This is a genomic window from Marinospirillum sp., assembly GCF_044810985.1.
In the GTDB taxonomy this organism is placed as follows: domain Bacteria; phylum Pseudomonadota; class Gammaproteobacteria; order Pseudomonadales; family Halomonadaceae; genus Marinospirillum.
Map to the genome: position 1 here is coordinate 2291306 of NZ_CP085242.1, position 18497 is coordinate 2309802.

At 53.2% G+C, this 18497-nt stretch carries 17 protein-coding genes and 2 tRNA genes; 13 read left to right on the forward strand and 6 right to left on the reverse strand.

The annotated features are described in order from the left end of the window. The 13 genes from folP to pnp all read left to right on the forward strand — a co-directional run bounded on the left by folP (position 1) and on the right by pnp (position 12526). A complete protein-coding gene (folP, locus tag LG323_RS10745; RefSeq protein ID WP_404415948.1) occupies positions 1-858 on the forward strand; it encodes a dihydropteroate synthase in 858 nt (285 codons plus the stop codon). A gap of 4 nt (positions 859-862) precedes the next feature. After that, the gene (gene glmM / locus LG323_RS10750) at positions 863-2203 is read left to right on the forward strand and encodes a phosphoglucosamine mutase (RefSeq protein ID WP_404415951.1); all 1341 of its coding nucleotides are present in this window, start codon (positions 863-865) and stop codon (positions 2201-2203) included. 59 nt (positions 2204-2262) lie between these two features. Then, positions 2263-3009, forward strand: a complete 747-nt coding sequence (gene tpiA, locus LG323_RS10755; protein WP_310695815.1) for a triose-phosphate isomerase — start codon at positions 2263-2265, stop codon at positions 3007-3009. Between the two features lie 6 nt (positions 3010-3015). Next, positions 3016-3351, forward strand: a complete 336-nt coding sequence (gene secG, locus LG323_RS10760; RefSeq protein ID WP_310695814.1) for a preprotein translocase subunit SecG — start codon at positions 3016-3018, stop codon at positions 3349-3351. A gap of 95 nt (positions 3352-3446) precedes the next feature. Further along, positions 3447-3533: transfer RNA gene (locus LG323_RS10765), tRNA-Leu, on the forward strand. A 58-nt stretch (positions 3534-3591) separates the two neighbouring features. Continuing rightward, positions 3592-3668 (forward strand) — tRNA-Met (locus LG323_RS10770). 143 nt (positions 3669-3811) lie between these two features. Further along, on the forward strand, positions 3812-4291 hold the full coding sequence (gene rimP, locus LG323_RS10775; RefSeq protein WP_404415956.1) for a ribosome maturation factor RimP: 480 nt from the start codon (positions 3812-3814) through the stop codon (positions 4289-4291). A gap of 18 nt (positions 4292-4309) precedes the next feature. After that, complete coding sequence (gene nusA / locus LG323_RS10780; RefSeq protein WP_310695812.1) at positions 4310-5797, forward strand: transcription termination factor NusA; 1488 nt, start codon at positions 4310-4312, stop codon at positions 5795-5797. 32 nt (positions 5798-5829) lie between these two features. Further along, entirely contained in the window at positions 5830-8466 is a 2637-nt protein-coding gene (gene infB, locus LG323_RS10785) for a translation initiation factor IF-2 (protein WP_404415959.1), read from the forward strand. Between the two features lie 98 nt (positions 8467-8564). Beyond that, the gene (gene rbfA / locus LG323_RS10790) at positions 8565-8954 is read left to right on the forward strand and encodes a 30S ribosome-binding factor RbfA (RefSeq protein ID WP_404415962.1); all 390 of its coding nucleotides are present in this window, start codon (positions 8565-8567) and stop codon (positions 8952-8954) included. Between the two features lie 8 nt (positions 8955-8962). Continuing rightward, positions 8963-9898 (forward strand): tRNA pseudouridine(55) synthase TruB, encoded by a 936-nt coding sequence (truB, locus tag LG323_RS10795; protein ID WP_404415965.1) that lies wholly within the window; start codon positions 8963-8965, stop codon positions 9896-9898. Positions 9899-9970: 72 nt separating this feature from the next. After that, on the forward strand, positions 9971-10237 hold the full coding sequence (rpsO, locus tag LG323_RS10800) for a 30S ribosomal protein S15 (RefSeq protein ID WP_310695808.1): 267 nt from the start codon (positions 9971-9973) through the stop codon (positions 10235-10237). A gap of 156 nt (positions 10238-10393) precedes the next feature. Further along, positions 10394-12526, forward strand: coding sequence for a polyribonucleotide nucleotidyltransferase (gene pnp / locus LG323_RS10805; RefSeq protein ID WP_404415968.1), 2133 nt, complete (start codon positions 10394-10396; stop codon positions 12524-12526). Positions 12527-12594: 68 nt separating this feature from the next. Here the strand turns inward: pnp and LG323_RS10810 are convergent, their stop codons facing one another. The 6 genes from LG323_RS10810 to pcnB form a co-directional block, all read right to left on the reverse strand. Continuing rightward, positions 12595-13770, reverse strand: a complete 1176-nt coding sequence (locus LG323_RS10810; protein WP_404415971.1) for an acetyl-CoA C-acetyltransferase — start codon at positions 13768-13770, stop codon at positions 12595-12597. A 202-nt stretch (positions 13771-13972) separates the two neighbouring features. Further along, on the reverse strand, positions 13973-14353 hold the full coding sequence (gene panD, locus LG323_RS10815; RefSeq protein WP_310695805.1) for an aspartate 1-decarboxylase: 381 nt from the start codon (positions 14351-14353) through the stop codon (positions 13973-13975). 96 nt (positions 14354-14449) lie between these two features. Further along, on the reverse strand, positions 14450-15301 hold the full coding sequence (panC, locus tag LG323_RS10820; RefSeq protein ID WP_404415975.1) for a pantoate--beta-alanine ligase: 852 nt from the start codon (positions 15299-15301) through the stop codon (positions 14450-14452). A gap of 8 nt (positions 15302-15309) precedes the next feature. Next, the gene (panB, locus tag LG323_RS10825; RefSeq protein ID WP_404415978.1) at positions 15310-16101 is read right to left on the reverse strand and encodes a 3-methyl-2-oxobutanoate hydroxymethyltransferase; all 792 of its coding nucleotides are present in this window, start codon (positions 16099-16101) and stop codon (positions 15310-15312) included. A 67-nt stretch (positions 16102-16168) separates the two neighbouring features. After that, the gene (gene folK / locus LG323_RS10830; RefSeq protein WP_404415981.1) at positions 16169-16681 is read right to left on the reverse strand and encodes a 2-amino-4-hydroxy-6-hydroxymethyldihydropteridine diphosphokinase; all 513 of its coding nucleotides are present in this window, start codon (positions 16679-16681) and stop codon (positions 16169-16171) included. A 13-nt stretch (positions 16682-16694) separates the two neighbouring features. Continuing rightward, entirely contained in the window at positions 16695-18044 is a 1350-nt protein-coding gene (gene pcnB, locus LG323_RS10835; RefSeq protein ID WP_404415984.1) for a polynucleotide adenylyltransferase PcnB, read from the reverse strand. Positions 18045-18497: the final 453 nt, after the last annotated feature.

The window sequence follows — 18497 nt, forward strand, 5'->3', positions numbered from 1 at the left end:
ATGTTGGCAGAGACTAGAGAGCTGCAGGGCATTCGCTGCAACTTGCAGCTGAAGCGTCCGCATATCATGGGTATCGTCAACCTCACCCCGGATTCCTTTTCTGACGGTGGTTGTTTTCAAGAGACTGACAAAGCGGTGGCTCAAGCGTTGAAGCTGGAACAGGAAGGTGCAACCCTCCTGGATCTGGGGGGCGAATCAACCCGTCCCGGAGCCGCTCCGGTCAGTGCTCAGGAGGAAATGGATCGAGTTCTGCCTGTGCTGGAAGCTTTGCGGCGTCAGACTTCGGCCTGGATATCCATCGACACCAGTACGCCACAATTGATGACCGAAGCTGCAAAACTGGGCGCTGATTTGATCAATGATGTGCGTGCCTTGCAGCGTCCGGGTGCGGTTGAGGCTGTAGCTGCTGCGGGCCTTCCCGTGTGCCTGATGCACATGCAGGGTGAACCGGGCTCCATGCAGAAGCAGCCGGTCTATACCGACCTGCTGGGAAGTATTAGCAGCTTTCTGCAGGATCGGGTCAGGGCTTGTCGAGAGGCTGGGATTGAGGCGGAGAAGATTCTGCTGGACCCGGGATTTGGCTTCGGCAAAACTCTCAAGCATAATCTGCTGCTTTTGAAGCAGCTGGATCAATTACTGGATCTGGGCTATCCATTGCTTGCGGGCATGTCGCGTAAGCGTATGCTGGGTGAGATCACCGGGCGGGAAGTGGATCAACGCGAAGCGGCCAGTATTGCTGCACACTTACTGGCTGCACAAAAAGGGGCCAGAATACTTCGCGTGCACGATGTGGCTGGCCTCAAGGATGCACTGGATGTCTGGCAAGCAAGCCTTAACGAAGAACAAGAAGCAGGATAAATGCATGGCAAGACAATACTTTGGTACTGACGGAATTCGCGGGCGTGTTGGAGAACATCCGATCACGGCAGACTTTATTCTGAAGCTCGGCTGGGCCGCCGGTAAGGTGTTTGCCAAGCAGGGCAAGAAGCGCATCCTGATTGGCAAGGATACCCGCTTGTCCGGTTACATGCTGGAATCCGCGCTGGAAGCCGGGTTGTCAGCGGCTGGAGTGGATGTTTACTTGCTGGGGCCCATGCCCACACCGGGTATTGCTTATCTCACCCAGACCTTTCATGCCGATGCGGGTATTGTCATCAGTGCCTCGCACAATCCTTTTGAAGACAACGGCATCAAGTTCTTTTCCTGCAGCGGTGAAAAACTTCCGGATGAAACGGAGCTGGAAATTGAATCCTGGCTGGATCGGCCGCTGGAAACGGTGGCACCGGCCTTGCTGGGCAAGGCCAGGCGGATCGATGATGCCGCAGGGCGCTATATTGAATTCTGTAAAAACACCCTGCCTTTCAGTGCCAGTCTGGCTGGATTGAAAATGGTCGTGGATTGCGCCCATGGGGCGACCTACCACATTGCACCCGAAGTCTTTACCGAGCTGGGTGCCGAGGTGATAGCGATCGGTGCCAATCCGGATGGCTTGAATATCAACAAGGAGTTTGGTTCAACCAAGCCCCTGGCGCTGCAATCCAAGGTGGTTGAGGTTGGGGCTGACCTGGGTGTTGCTTTTGATGGCGATGGTGATCGTCTGATCATGGCCACTCAAACAGGCAGGCTGGTGGATGGTGATGAGCTGTTGTACATCCTGGCCAGACACCTTAAGGAAAAAGGTGAGCTGACCGGCGGAGTGGTTGGCACTCTGATGACCAATCTGGGTATTGAGTTGGCATTTAAAGAGCTGGACATTCCTTTTGTTCGGGCTCAGGTAGGCGACCGCTATGTCATGGCCGAACTACAAAGCCGTGGTTGGCTGCTGGGTGGCGAGGGTTCCGGGCATCTGATTTGTCGGCAGGTGCAGTCCACTGGGGATGGCATAGTCGCAGCCTTGCAGGTGCTTCATGCTCTGAGTGTAAGTGATATGCAACTGGACACCTACTTGCAAGGCATTGCCAAAATGCCCCAGGCACTGGTCAATGTCCGTACCACAGCCAACAAGGATGCCCTCTTGCGTCACCCTCAGATCATGCAAAAAATCACAGAGGTTGAAGAAAGACTGCAAGGCCGGGGCAGGGTGCTTCTGCGCCCTTCTGGAACGGAACCCCTGCTGAGAGTCATGGTTGAAGGTGAGCAGGAAGAAGAGGTGCAGATGCTTGCAGAAGACATTGCAGAGCTGGTGACGCAGATTGCCGGTTGAGGTTGAACCCTCTTTTATAATAGAATCCCCGCCCTCGAACTGCCTTGGTGAATGATGTTATGAGACAAAAGCTGGTTGCAGGTAACTGGAAAATGAATGGCAGTCTGGATCTTGTTGAATCCTTGCTGGATCGTATCAGCAAGACGGGCCATCTGCCCTGCCAGCTGCTGGTTTGTCCTCCGTTTCCCTACTTGTACCCGGCAGCCCGGAAACTTGCCGGCAGCGGCGTGGCTTTGGGGGCGCAGGATTGTGCTGCCACTGCTGAAGGGGCCTACACAGGTGAAGTGGCGGCAGGCATGCTGGCCGACCTGGGTGTGAGTCACGTGTTGCTGGGCCATTCCGAGCGTCGCCAGTACCAAAATGAAGACGATGCCCTGGTGTTGGCAAAAGTGCGCCAGGCACTCAGTCAGGATCTGTGCCCGATTGTCTGCGTGGGGGAAACCCTGGAACAGAGGGAGGCGGGTCGGACTGAAGCGGTTGTGCTGGAACAGGTCAAGGCAGTGGCCGGTGAATTGTCGGCTGAGGATTTTCAGCGGGTGGTGTTTGCCTATGAACCGGTTTGGGCAATAGGTACAGGTTTAAGCGCTTCTCCCGAGCAGGCGCAAGAAGTTCATGCCCTGATACGCAACGCATTGCGGGCAGTAAATCCAGAGTGGGCTGAGAAGACTCAGCTCCTCTACGGTGGTAGCGTCAAGGCCGAAAATGCGGCATCTTTGTTTGCGATGCCGGATATCGACGGCGGGTTGATTGGTGGTGCATCTCTGGATGCCGACCAGTTTTTAGCAATAGGACACGCAGCGAGTTAATAAACTATGCAAAGTTTGGTTTTAGGTTTACACGTACTGCTGGCCATAGGTGTCGTGGTACTCATACTTCTGCAGCAGGGTAAAGGCGCAGAAGCCGGGGCTTCTTTTGGTGGTGGTGCCTCCAACACGGTGTTTGGCAGTCTGGGTCCGATAGGCTTTATGGGTAAAATGACTTCCATCCTGGCTGCAGGCTTTTTTGCAACCAGTCTGCTGTTGGCTTATATGGCCACTCAGCAAAATGCGCCGGATCAAGGTCTGCCTTCGGAAGAAGTTATTGAAGAATACAGCCGTGAGCAGCTGCCATTACTGGATGACGAGCCGCAACGCCGCCAGGAAGACTAGTTTTTTTCAGTTAAGGGGTTGCCAAGCTGGGGTCGCCCCTCTATCATTTGCCCGCCTTGAATGACTTGCTTGTTCATCCGGGTGAAAGCAGTAAAGCCGAAGTGGTGGAATTGGTAGACACGCCATCTTGAGGGGGTGGTGGCCTTTTGGTCGTGCGGGTTCAAGTCCCGCCTTCGGCACCAAGAACACAAGAGTTAAGTTGACCTGGATTAACTCTATCTGTATAGTACCTTCCTCTGATGCGGGGTGGAGCAGCCTGGTAGCTCGTCGGGCTCATAACCCGAAGGTCGTCGGTTCAAATCCGGCCCCCGCTACCAAGATTTTATCGAAAGCCCCTTTTTTAAGGGGCTTTTTGTTAGGTCGAAAAAGTCTTCGCGCTGACGGTGCATTACAACCATCCTTCGAAGTTTTCCGGCCTGGTGATCATCCAACTGCCGAGGCAGTAAGCTGGAGCTTTTCCGTGGCAAGTAAAGATAAACTACTTGAACAGCTCATTGAGCCTGTTGTTCAGTCGCTGGACTTTGAGTTCTGGGGGCTTGAATTTGGTGGTCGCGGTCGACATACCCTTTTGCGCGTCTATATTGATAGTGATAAGGGCATCACGGTTGATGACTGTGCGCAGGTCAGTCGCCAGATCAGTGCGCTCATGGATGTAGAAGATCCCATTGCCAGCGAATACACCCTGGAGGTTTCTTCCCCCGGGATGGATCGGCCCCTATTCCGGCTTGAGCATTATCAGCAATGTGCAGGCGAACAGGTGCAGATCAAATTAAGATTGCCCTACGAAGGTCAGCGTAAATTTTCTGGCCTGCTCAAGGGTGTTGAAGAAGATGAGGTCATCATCCAGGTGGATGATGAAGAGTTTTGTTTTCCACTGGAAACGATTGATCAGGCAAGAGTCAAACCTACCCTGAATCAGCAGAAGAAAAACCAGGGATAGTTTTCAAGAGGCCAAGGCATGAGTAAAGAAATACTTTTAGTGGTGGATGCCGTCTCCAACGAAAAAGGTGTACCCAAGGACACCATTTTCGAGGCGATCGAAGCAGCACTTGCCAGCGCAACCAAAAAGCGCTTTATGGAAGAAGGCGTGGATATTCGTGTCAGTATTGATCGTAAAACCGGCGAGTATGACTCCTTCCGTCGCTGGACAGTCGTGGATGATGAAGACTTTACCGATCCTGACTGCGAAATACCCGCTTCTGATGCCAAGGAACAAGGGCTGGTTGTCGGTGATGTCCGCGAAGAAATGATTGAATCGATCGAGTTTGGCCGCATTGCTGCCCAGACCGCCAAACAGGTGATCGTGCAGAAAGTCCGCGAAGCCGAACGCGCAGAAGTTGTACGCCAATACCTTGAACAACAGGGCCAGCTGGTTTCAGGCCTGGTCAAGAAAACCACCCGTGATGGTGTGATCGTTGATCTGGGTGGCAATGCTGAAGCTTATCTGTCCCGCCATGAAATGATCCCCGGCGAAAAATTCCGTATGAATGATCGCGTCCGGGCGATCCTGCTGGAAGTGAACCCCAATAATCGTGGCCCGCAACTGATTCTCTCGCGCACCTGCCCGGAAATGATCATTGAGCTGTTCAAGATTGAAGTGCCGGAAATTTCCGAGCAGTTGATTGAAATTCGTGGTGCGGCACGTGATCCCGGCTCACGTGCCAAGATCGCGGTTAAAACCAATGATCGCAGAATAGATCCTGTGGGTGCCTGTGTGGGTATGCGTGGCTCCCGCGTTCAGGCGGTATCAACAGAACTTCACAATGAACGGGTTGATATCGTGCTATGGGACGACAATCCCGCACAGCTGGTTATCAATGCCATGGCTCCGGCCGATGTCGCTTCCATTATCGTGGATGAAGACACCCATTCCATGGACGTAGCGGTTGCTGAAGACAATCTGGCCCAGGCCATCGGCCGCAGTGGCCAGAACGTCAAGCTGGCCCGTGAACTGACTGGCTGGCGTCTGAATGTCATGACTGAAGAAGAAGCTCATGGCAAGCAGGAACAGGAAATGGACAATGTCATCCAGTTCTTCATTCAGCATTTGGATGTCGATGAAGACCTGGCACGACTGCTGGTTGAAGAAGGTTTTACAGGGCTGGAAGAAGTGGCCTATGTCCCGATTGAAGAGTTCCTGGAAATTGAAGGTTTAGATGAAGACCTGGTAAATGAGCTCCGTCGTCGTGCCAAGGATGAGCTGTTGACCCTGGAGATAGCTTCTGAAGAAGCCCTGGCAGAAGCCAGGCCTGATGAAGCCCTGCTGAACCTGGATGGCATGGACAGAGCTTTGGCCTCTGTTCTGGCCGGCAGGAAAATTACCACCCTTGATGATCTCGCCGAGCAATCCATTGACGACCTTATGGATATCGAGGCTATGACCGAAGAGCGAGCGGGTAAATTAATCATGGCTGCCCGCGCTCACTGGTTTGAAGATGAGGCTTGAGCGCACCGGGTCGTAGTTAGAGGAGATGGATAATGGCAGAAACAAGTGTTAAAGAATTTGCAGATGCGATCGGTAAACCCGTGGATCGTCTGATTGAACAGATGCAAGAAGCCGGTCTGCCGCACAAGAGTGCAGACCAGAAGGTATCCGAGCAGGACAAAGAAAAACTGCTAGGCTTTCTTAAACGTAATTCCGGTGGCGGTGAGCCCACGCGCATCACCATGACGCGCAAAACCACTCAACAGCTGAAAACCGATGGCCGTAAAAGCGTGAATGTTGAAGTGCGCAAAAAGCGTACCTTCGTGAAACGCAGTGAAGTTGAAAACACCGCGGATAAAGAACAGCAGGCGGCAGAAGACGCCAAGCGCCAGGCCAGTGAAGCGGAAGCCTTGCAAAAAGCCGAGGCAGAAGTTGAAGCCAAGCGCAAAGCCGTTGAGCAGGAACGTCGTGAAGCGGAAGAAGCAGCGCGCAAGCAACTGGAAGCCGAAGAAGCTGCACGCCGCGCCCAACAGGAAAACAAACAAAAGGATGCTCCTGGTCCTGAAGATGCTGAAGCTCAGAAGGTTTCTGAAGCGGAAAAAGAGCGTCGCAAACAGGAAGAAAAACGTCGCGCTGAACAGGCCCGTAAGGCTCGAGCCAACCCTGTGGTCGTCGGTGCGGATGAAACACCCGGAGAAGAACCGGAGGTTGAATTGCCCAAAAATGCCAAGGTTAGCGAAGATAAGCCAAAGAACACCAAGCCGGGCAATCGCAAATCTGCTGGTGGTCGCAAAGGCGGCAAGCGTGATGATGATTTTGAAGATCGTCGTCTGAGCCGTCGTGGTGGCAAAGATGAAAAACGCAAAGGCGGACGCCGCAATGCGGGCTCTGCAGGTCCCAAGAAGCATGGTTTTGAAAAGCCGACGGCTCCAATCAAGCGTGAAGTCCTGATTCCTGAAAGCATTACCGTGGCTGAACTGGCCGATCGCATGGCCATCAAGGGTGCGGAAGTCATCAAGGTCATGTTCAAGATGGGGGCCATGGCCACCATCAACCAGGTGATTGATCAGGACACCGCTTCGATTGTGGTTGAAGAAATGGGCCATACGCCCAAGCTTCAGAAAGAAAATGCCATCGAAGACGAAGTGCTGGAAAATATCAGCTACGAAGGTGAAGCCATTACCCGTGCACCGGTCGTGACCGTCATGGGTCATGTTGACCATGGTAAAACCTCGCTGCTTGACTATATCCGCCGTGCCAAGGTGGCCGATGCCGAAGCGGGTGGTATCACCCAGCATATTGGTGCCTATCACGTTGAAACCAGCGATAACAACATGGTGACCTTCCTGGATACACCGGGTCACGCGGCCTTTACAGCCATGCGTGCCCGGGGTGCCAAGGCCACCGACGTGGTTATTCTGGTGGTTGCAGCGGATGACGGGGTTATGCCGCAAACCATTGAGGCTGTACAGCATTCCAAGGCGGCAGGTGTTCCGCTGGTGGTTGCGGTCAACAAGATCGACAAGGAAGGCGCTGATCCCGACCGCATCAAGACTGAACTCTCCCAGCATGAAGTGATCCCCGAAGACTGGGGTGGCGACACACCTTTCGTGCATGTTTCCGCCAAGGCGGGCATGGGTGTTGACGATCTGCTGGAAGCGGTACTGCTGCAATCGGAAATGCTGGAGCTGACAGCGGTTCCCGAAGCACCCGGCAAGGGTGTGGTCGTGGAGTCCCGTCTGGATAAAGGCCGCGGTTCTGTTGCCACGGTTCTGGTTCAGAACGGCACCCTGAGAAAAGGCGACATCGTTCTGGCCGGTCTCAACTATGGTCGCGTGCGTGCCCTGATTGATGAAAATGGCAAGCAGGTCGATTCCGCTGGCCCCTCCATTCCTGTGGAGATTCTGGGTCTGGATGGCACGCCGGAGGCAGGCGATGAATTCACCGTGGTCAAGGATGAGAAAAAGGCGCGTGAAGTAGCCTTGTTCCGTCAGGGTAAATTCCGCGAGGTCAAACTGGCCCGCCAGCAGAAAGCCAAACTGGAAAATGTCTTCAACCAGATGGAACAGGGTAAAACCGCCAGCGTTAACATCATTCTCAAATCCGATGTTCGCGGTTCAGTGGAAGCCATCATTGGCGCTCTGAAAGACCTGGAAACCGATGAGGTCAAGGTCAATGTGGTGTCGGCTGGTGTGGGTGGTATTACTGAAACCGATGCCAACCTGGCGCTGGCTTCCGATGCCATTCTGCTGGGCTTCAATGTCCGTGCCGATGCGGCAGCCAAAGCCATTATTGAGCGTGAAGACATTGATCTGCGCTATTACAGCATTATCTATGAGCTGATCGAGCAGGTTAAGCAGGCCATGTCCGGCAAGCTGGCACCTGAATATCGTGAAGATATCGTGGGTATCGCCGAAGTGCGCGATGTTTTCCGTTCGCCCAAGTTCGGTCAGGTTGCTGGCTGCATGGTGGTGGAAGGCACTGTCTTCCGTAACAAGAGAATCCGTGTTCTTCGTGATAACGTGGTTATTTATGAAGGTGAACTGGAATCCCTGCGCCGCTTTAAAGACGATGCTGCCGAAGTGCGTAACGGCATGGAATGCGGTATCGGCGTCAAGAACTACAATGACGTCAAAGTCGGCGACAAAATTGAAGTCTTCGACAAGATCAAGGTTGAGCGCAGTCTGTAACCGGATCTGAATACTTCAAGCGCGGCAGCCTCCTTCTGAATTTCAGGAGTGAGGCTGTTTGCTTTTACGGCCCTTATCTCGAATAGCAAGAGGCTAGCATGAAAGAATTTAGCCGTACTGATCGAATTGCTGACCAGATTCAACGCGAACTGGCAGTCATGATCCAGCGTGAAGTCAAGGATCCCCGGCTGGATGCCATGATCACCGTGAGTGGCGTCAAGGTCAGCAAAGATCTGGGATATGCCGATGTGTATGTGACTGTTCTGGGCAAGGAAGACAAGCAGGAAATCATTCAGGAGAACCTTGCCATCTTGAAGCATGCGGCTGGGTTTCTGAGAGGTCGGATCGGGCAGAGCATCAAGTTGCGCGTCGTACCCCAGTTGCGTTTTCATTACGATGAAAGTGTACAACGGGGACAGCAGTTGAGCAGCCTGATTGAAAAGGCGGTTGCCGAAGACCGTAAACGTCACTCACGCGATGAAGACTGAACAGCGGCATGCAAAGAAAAACACCAAGACGCCGCATTGATGGTGTACTGCTACTGGATAAACCTCTGGGCTGGAGCAGCAACCGTGCCCTGCAGAAAGTGCGTTGGCTGCTGAAAGCCAAAAAAGGTGGTCACACGGGTAACCTGGACCCTCTGGCGAGCGGTGTTCTGCCCCTTTGCTTTGGTGATGCCACCAAGTTTGCACAATTTGGACTTGAGGCTGATAAAGCCTATGTGACCCGAATTCAACTGGGTGAGCAAAGAGATACCGGCGATGCGGAAGGAGCAGTGGTGGCCACAGCAACCTTGCCGCAGCTGACAGAAGAGAAAATCCTCAAGCAATTGGAAGCTTTCAGAGGTGAGCAGGAACAGGTGCCGCCCATGTACTCGGCTCTCAAGCATCAGGGTAAAAAACTCTATGAGCTGGCTCGCGAAGGCAAAGAGATAGAACGCAAGCCGCGCCGTATTTTTCTGAGCCACTTGAAGTTGCTGGATTGGGGTGCAGATTTTCTGGATATTCAGGTGCATTGTTCCAAGGGCACCTATATCCGGGTGCTGGGCGAAGACCTGGCGCTTGCCTTGGGAAGCCTGGGTTACCTGGCTTCGTTACGGCGGATTCAGTCCGGTCCCTTTACAGAAGACCAGCTGGTGAGTCTGGCTGAACTGGAAGAAATCTGGGAAGCAGAAGGTGAGCTTGCCCTGGAAGCCACACTGCATCCTGTTGATCTGCTTTTGGAGCACCTGCCCAGTTATGCGCTCAACCAGGAGCAGACTTATGCTCTGACGCATGGTCAGTCGGCTAAGTTACTGGACTCCAGCCTGGGAATCGGGGAGAATGTGCGCCTCTATAGCCCCGAGGAGCAATTCATTGGCCTGGGTGAAGTTCGTTCTGCGAGTGAATCAACTCTGGAAATGGCCCCCAAAAAGATGTGCTCAAGCGGCTAAAGAATTGCTATCAGGCCTGCTGTAACGTCGCACGGCAGTGCCCCAGTAACCAAGCGACCGTGGAGTAAGAAAATGCTGACTGCTGAACAAAAAGCTGAGATTGTAAAAGACTATGCACGTGCCGAGGGCGATACCGGCTCTCCTGAAGTGCAGGTTGCTCTGTTGACTTTTGACATCAACAAGCTGCAAGAACACTTTAAAGACAACAAAAAAGATCACCATAGCCGTCGTGGTTTGATCCGTAAGGTCAACCAGCGTCGCAAGCTGCTGGACTACCTGAAAGGCAAAGACATGAGCCGTTACGGTGATCTGATCAAGCGCCTGGGTCTGCGTCGCTAAGACACAACTGCCCTCAGTGCTGCCGAGCCCCGCCTGAAACCTTCAGGCGGGGCTTTTTATTATTTGCACTCGGCAACACTTTGTTTGTCATTCAAGGCAGCGTATGATAGACGGGCTAATTAATGGCGATAAAAATTGAAATCAAAGGAAATATCTGTGACTCCTGTAGCTAAAACGAAAACCTTCCAATATGGTCAACATCAAGTAACTCTGGAAACCGGGCGTCTGGCCCGCCAGGCGACGGGTGCCGTATTGGTGAGTATTGAAAACACCAGTGTACTTTGCACTGTTGTTGCAAAAAAAGACGTCAACCCTGACCAGGACTTTTTTCCACTGGCAGTTTTTTACCAGGAAAAAACCTATGCAGTCGGTAAAATCCCCGGCGGCTTCTTCAAGCGTGAAGGCCGCCCCACTGAAAAAGAAACGCTGACTTCACGCCTGATTGACCGCCCTATTCGTCCTCTGTTTCCTGCTGGCTTCAAAAATGAAGTTCAGGTTATTTGTGCTGTTGTATCCGCGGAACGTGGCGAGAATGCGGATATCGCAGCCATGTTGGGTGCCTCGGCTGCCCTGTCGATTTCCGGTGTGCCTTTCAATGGCCCTCTGGCGGCAGCCCGAGTGGGTTACACGGATGCCAACGGCTATATGCTCAACCCCAATGCCACAGAACTGGAAAACTCACGCCTGGATATGGTCGTGGCCGGTACGGAAGCGGCTGTACTCATGGTTGAATCCGAAGCCAAAGAACTGAGTGAAGACCAGATGCTGGGTGGTGTGCTCTATGCCCATGACCAGATGCAGACGGCCATCCAGGCGATCAAGGAATTTGCGGCTGAAAACACCAGGCCCTCGTGGGATTGGCAGCCAGCCCCCAAGGATACCAAGACAGAAGCCCTGGTTAAGCCGCTGGCCGAAAGCCTGATTAAAGAGGCTTACCAGATTACCGACAAGATGCAGCGTTACACCAAGCTGGATGAAGCCAAAAAATCCATCATAGAGCAACTGGTGACCGATGCTGAAGATGCGCCCAGCAAAGACGAAGTGAAGTCGGTATTTGCCAAGCTGGAAAAAGACATCGTTCGCAATAATGTACTGGATGGCTCGCCACGCATTGATGGCCGCGATCTGACAACAGTTCGTCCGCTGACCATTGAAGTGGGTGTACTACCTAAAGTTCACGGTTCGGCATTGTTTACTCGCGGTGAAACCCAGGCACTGGTCGTCACCACTCTGGGTACCAGTCGGGATGCGCAAATCATTGAGAACCTGGAAGGCGAATATCGCGATAGCTTCCTGTTCCACTACAACTTCCCTCCTTACAGTGTTGGTGAAGCGGGCTTCATGGGTGGCCCCAAGCGTCGCGAGATCGGTCATGGTCGTCTGGCCAAGCGCGGTGTAGCGGCCATGATGCCAGCTGAAGAGGACTTCCCTTACACCATTCGCGTGGTTTCCGAGATCACTGAATCCAATGGCTCCAGTTCCATGGCTTCGGTATGTGGTTCCTCTCTGGCGCTGATGGATGCCGGTGTGCCCCTGAAAGCTCCGGTTGCGGGTATTGCCATGGGTCTGGTTAAAGACGGTGAACGCTATGCTGTTTTGACCGATATTCTGGGCGATGAAGATCACCTGGGTGACATGGACTTTAAAGTGGCCGGTTCCGAGCAGGGTGTAACAGCACTGCAAATGGACATCAAGATCGAAGGCATCAACGAAGAGATCATGGAAAAGGCTTTGCTTCAGGCCAACCAGGCGCGTCTGGACATCCTCAAGCAGATGAACGAAGTATTGCCCGCTGCGCGTACTGAAGTTTCAGATAATGCGCCCACCATGACCAGTCTGAAAATTGATCCTGAAAAGATCCGTGATGTAATTGGTAAGGGTGGTGCAACCATCCGCAGTATCACCGAACGCACGGGTGCTTCCATTGATATCGAAGATACGGGTGAGATCAAGGTCTATGCCGATACTCAGGAAGCGGCCAAAGCAGCCATTGATATCATTCTGGGTTTGACCGCTGTTGCGGAAATCGACAAGGTTTACATGGGCAAGGTGGCTCGTCTGGCCGATTTCGGGGCATTTGTTACTTTCCTGCCCGGTCAGGATGGTCTGGTTCATATTTCCCAGATCGACAACAAGCGTGTTGAGGCCGTCAAGGATTACCTGAGCGAAGGTCAGGACGTACTCGTCAAGGTCATCGATATTGATAACCGCAATCGCGTTAAGCTGTCGATCAAGGAAGTCAGCGAAGACGACCGCAAGGCTTATGCTGCTGAAAATCCCGAAGGGTAAGCAGTAGTTTGCATGACATAAAAAACCCAGCCGAAAGGCTGGGTTTTTTTGTTTCAGTGGTTGGTCTCTTAGCGCTCAATGGCCAGAGCAACGCCCTGCCCACCACCAATACACAGGGTGGCCAGGCCTTTCTTGGCATCGCGCTTGTTCATTTCATGCACCAGCGTGACCAGGACACGACAGCCGGAAGCACCAATGGGATGGCCCAGAGCGATGGCCCCGCCATTGACGTTGACTTTTTCGGTATCCCAACCCAGTTGACGGTTGACGCTCAGAGCCTGGGCGGCAAAGGCTTCATTGGCTTCCACCAGATCAAGCTCATCAATCTCCCAGCCTGCTTTTTTCAGGCAAAGTTGGGTGGCGGGGATAGGGCCGGTGCCCATGATTTTGGGATCTACCCCTGCAGAAGAGTAAGCCTTGATGCGGGCAAGAATCGGCAGGCCCAGCTCCTCGGCTTTTTTGGCCGTACACAGGAGTACTGCAGCAGCACCATCATTGATGGATGAAGCATTACCTGCCGTTACGGTGCCATCCTTCTTAAAAGCGGGACGCATGCCGCCCAGTTTTTCTGCTGTTACCTCACGTGGTCCCTCATCGGTATCAAAGATAATCGGATCACCCTTGCGCTGGGGAATACTGACAGGGAAGATCTCATCCTTGAAACGGCCTTCCTTAACAGCCTTGGAAGCCTTGTTCTGGGAAGCAGCAGCAAAAGCATCCTGATCTTCACGGCTGATATTGAACTTTTCTACAATGTTTTCGGTAGTGATGCCCATATGGTAATCATTGAAAGCATCCCAAAGACCATCCACGATCATGGTGTCCTTGGCGGTCCAGTCACCCATGCGTTGACCATTACGGGAATTGGGCAGGATGTGCGGGGCCTGGCTCATGTTTTCCTGGCCACCAGCAATAATCATTTCGGCATCACCACAACGCAGTGCCTGAGTGGCCAGGTGCAGAGCCTTGAGGCCGGAACCACACACCTTGTTGATGGTCATGGCCGGTGTGGTTTCCGGGAGCCCCGCATGAATGGAGGCCTGACGAGCCGGATTCTGGCCACAGCCTGCAGCCAGCACCTGGCCGAGAATGACTTCATCAATCTGATCAGCAGCAACCCCTGACTTTTCCAATAGGCCCTTGATGACAGTCGCACCCAGCAAATGCGGTGCGACTCCTGCCAGGGAGCCACCAAAAGTACCAATAGCGGTGCGACCCGCTGCTACGATAACGACGTCTTGCATGATGTGTTCTCCTGAATGGCCTCAGGTGTTGAGGCGATAGGGTTTAGTGCTTAGAAAGTATAGACTGTAAGTACAAGGTAACAGAAGAATGACAGCAAGGGATACTGGGCAGGAAAAAAAGCAGTGGCAAAAGGGTATAACTTTAGACTAATAAAAAAGGCAGCCAAGAAGCTGCCTGATAGGATTGTATCTTGTCGGGGTCTTAAGCCACCTGAACAGGGATAGCATTGCTGGTGTGGCTCACGGCATTGCCTTCGGCCATATAGATCAGTGAAGGCTTGTGCTTGAGCCTTTCCGCTTCAGTAAAGTTGGCATAGGCACAGATAATCACCCGGTCACCGACACTGGCCAGATGCGCAGCAGCTCCATTCACGGAGATAATGCCTGATCCGGGTTCGCCACGAATGATGTAGGTGGTGAAACGCTCACCGTTCTCCAGATTGTAGATCTGAATCTGCTCATACTCATGCAGGCCAGCCATATCCAGAAGGTCACCATCAATCGCGCACGAACCTTCGTATTCGAGTACAGCGTGAGTCACGCGTGCTTGGTGGAGTTTGGCTTTAAGCATAATGGTTTGCATGATAAAAGAACCTCTTGTTGCCTGCCGAGGCAAGCTGCAATTTGTTAATACAGGCAGAGCGCTTTATACAGGGTTGAAACGCTCCCGTCCAGTCCGTTATTCGTCTCTGTGAACAACCAGGTTGTCAATCAGGCGCGCCTTGCCCAGACGCGCTGCAGCAAGAAGAACCCACTGGTTGGCATTCTGCTGTGGCGGACCGAGATCGGGCGAGCGTATTTCCACGTATTCGGGAGAAAAGCCCAGCTCAGCCAAACGTGCCCGGGCCTGATGACTGAGTTCATGAAAATGCGTATTGCCCGCTGCAAGTTTCTGGCCGGTGGCTTTGAGCGTTGCATAAAGTCCGGAAGCCTTGCGCCGTTCATCGGCTGTCAGGTAGGCATTGCGTGAAGACAGAGCCAGGCCATCGGGTGATCGGTGCGTGGGGACGCCGACTATCTTAATGGGAAACGCCAGGTCGACCACCAGCTTGCGAATCACAGCAAGCTGCTGGTAATCCTTTTGCCCAAAACAGGCAACATCCGGCTGTACAAAGTTGAACAGCTTGGTAACAACGGTGGCAACGCCATCAAAATGCCCGGGTCTTTTATGGCCGCAGAGACCTTCGCTGACACCGGGAACCACAACGCGGGTTGGTTCCCCCTGAGTCTTGGGGTAAACCTCTTCCACACCAGGGTTGAACAGGTAATCACAACCCGCTGCAGTGAGCTTCTCGCAGTCTGCTTCCAGAGTTCTGGGGTAGCTGTCAAAATCTTCACCGGGGCCAAACTGCAGGGGATTAACAAAAATGCTGGTGATCACCCGATCGGCATGGCGGCGTGCTTCTTCAATCAGGCGCAGATGGCCTTGATGCAAATTGCCCATGGTAGGGACCAGAGCCAAAGTCAGGCCCTCGCTGCGCAGCTGTTGCAGCTCTTTGCGCAAATCAGTGACCAGGGTCAGGGTTTTCATAACAGTGCTCACTTGAAACAGTGCTCTTCAGACGGAAAATGCCCGTTCTTGACCGCATGATGATAAGCGCTGAGTGCGGCAGGAATGGAATCGGCTTCTTGCATGAAGTTCTTCACAAACTTTGCGACCTTTCCTGGCGTAATGCCCAAAAGGTCGTGAAGTACCAACACCTGGCCATCCGTATGGGGGCCTGCACCGATGCCTATGACCGGGCAGTTAACGGCTTCTGTTACCGCTTTACCCACTTCGCTGGGAACGCATTCCAGCAATAACAGGCTGGCACCGGCAGCCTCGAGTTTCTGAGCGGCTTCCACCAGGGGCTGACCGGCTTCACCACGCCCCTGAACCTTGTAGCCACCCAGCTGGTTCACTGTCTGAGGAGTCAGCCCCAAATGGGCACAAACCGGAATGCCACGTCGGGTCAACTCGGTAATACCCGGAGCCAGCCAGGCATCGCCTTCAATTTTGACCAGATGGGCACCGGCCCGCATCAGGGCTGCAGCATTGTTGAGAAGGGCTTCCTGGCTGGGATCCGACATAAAGGGCAGATCAGCCATGATCAGACTGCGACTGTTTCCCGCTTTCACGGCACGGGTGTGATAAACCATGTCGTCCAGAGTGACCGGCAGGGTGGAGTCATGGCCTTGCAGAACCATCCCCAGGGAATCACCAATGAGCATCACATCAATTTCGGCTTCATTGATGCGCTGGGAAAAGGCGGCATCATAGCAGGTGATGACGCTGAATTTTTCACCAGCAGCCTTCCAGTCTTTCAGGGTATTAAGGGTCACAGCTTTCATAGTCTGATCCGTAATCAATTTTGTGTTGGCCAGAAGGTTGCGATTGTTACCCCTGGTAACCTAAATGTCAAAGTCTGGTGGCAATATTTGCTTCCAGAGGTAACACCTGCGCTTCAGGGTGGGCTTTTCTCATCTGTTCAGCCAGCCTGATCAACTTGCCATGTTCAGGGAGTTCCAGCGTAGAATCAAGCTCCATTAGAGGCTCCAGAACAAAGGCGCGCCGGTGCATCTGGGGGTGCGGTAAGGTGAGTCGGGGATGATCCAGTTGTCGCTGCTCGTAGAGCAACAAATCCAGATCCAGGGTTCGTGGTCCCCAGTGTTGCAAGCGAACTCTCTGATGCAGGCTTTCCAGTCTCTGGAGTTGATCAAGCAGCTCCAGGGGTTCCAGCTGCGTGTCCAGCAGGGCTGCGGCGTTGATGAAATCGGGTTGATCCTGGGGGCCAAGAGGCTTGCTGAGCCATAAACGTGAGTGGCTGACCAGCTGCGTGGCCGGCAGCTCACCCAGCTCGATCAGGGCATCTTGTAGCTGTTGTTGCGGGTTATCCAAATTGCTGCCAAGACCGATCCAAGCGTTTGCCATACCTGGGAACCTGTTAGCTGGGTGTTTGCGAAGTTTTACGGCTGCGCCTGCGCCCTCTGGGCTTTTTGGGTCGACCCAGCTGGGATTGCAGCTGTTGCTGACCCGCCTGGTCGCTTCTCTGGAATTCGGTCCACCAGGCTGCCAGGCCCTCTGTTGCTTCACCTGCTGTTTCCCGCAACAGCAGGAAGTCATAAGCGGCCCGGAAACGTGGCTCCTGCAGTAACCGCCAGGCTTGTTTGCCCTGGCGTTTGGGCAGTTTCAGTTGCAGATCCCAGATTTCACGCATGGGGAAGGCAAAACGCTTGGGAATGGTGATGTGCTGGTTCTGCCTTTGCAGCAAACGGTTACCGGCCTGCTGCATGGCCGGGAAGGCAGGTGTGCCCCGCTTGAGCAGATCCTCATAGATTTGCAGCAAGCCCGGCCATAAGAGTGCCGCATAGAGAAAGGCAGGGGCCACAGGGCGGTCTTCATGGATTCTCTGGTCGGTATTGGCCAGAGCCTGTTCCACCAGCCTAAGCGAGGTCGGATTGACCTTGAAGGCCTCATAACTGGCCGGGAAGAGCATACCAAACAGGTGATATTCCTGAAGCAGATGAAAGGTTTTTAGAGCCTGTCCGGATAAAAACAGCTTCAGTACTTCATCAAAGAGGCGAGCCGGGGCAACCTGCAATAGCAGTTCGGCATGTTCACGGATGGGGGCGGCAGTCTGCTCTTCCAGTTCAAAGTCCAGCTTGGCCATAAAGCGTATGGCACGCAGCATCCTTACCGGATCTTCACGGTAACGGGTTTCTGGATCACCGATCAGGCGCAAGCGCCGGTTTTTGATGTCCTCAAGTCCGCCCGTAAAATCATAAACAGAGAAGTCGGCAATATTGTAATAGAGGGCATTGATGGTGAAATCGCGCCTGGCGGCATCCTCTTCAATGCTGCCCCAGACGTTGTCGCGCAGCAGCATGCCTTCATCGGATTGGCGGTGATGAGCCGTATTCTCGGTCTTGGCCTGGCCACGAAAGGTGGTGACTTCAATGATGTCGCGCCCAAAGCGAACATGCACAATGCGAAAACGTCGCCCGATAATCCGTGAGTTGCGGAACAGCTGGTTGACTTCTTCAGGTGTGGCGTCGGTGGCCACATCAAAGTCTTTTGGGTTCTTGCCCAGAAGGCGATCACGGATACAACCACCCACAAGATAAGCCTGGTGACCGCTTTTATGCAGGCGATACAGAACCTTGAGCGCACCCTCATGAATTTCGCTGCGGCTGATGGGGTGTTCGGCACGGGAAAGGGTGCGCTTTTGAGAAAGCCTGGGTTCGGCTTTGCGATTTAGCTTGTTGGAAATGTAGCGGGTGAAACCTTTGAGCATTAGTGAATGTCTTCTGTAAACAGGCAAAGAGGCAGTTTAACTGAGAGGCTGCCTGGGGCAAAGACTGAAACGCAAATAAAATAAGGGGAAAGCCGTGGCTTTCCCCTTATAGGTACGATTGACTTGCGAGCATCCTTGCCCTGTTAGGGAGATAGTTCTAAATCGCCCTGAATACGTATCACAGTCATTAAGCGCGAATTTTGTTGTTTTTATTACCCGCAACGGTATGACCATCTCGTATTCAAAACAATATAGTCTCAGCTTGAGCTTTTTCCGGGAGCCTTATTGTTTTTGTTGGCTCCGTTGATGCCGATGGCTGTTGTTTTTGTTGTTTGCCGTAGCATCAGCTTGTGCTGAAAACCGGTGACCCTGAGTTGTTTTTGTTCTTCTCTTGTTGCTGCTCACTGGTTTGTTTTTGTTGTCAGTGATCAGGGGTCGTTCACCAGACTTCCT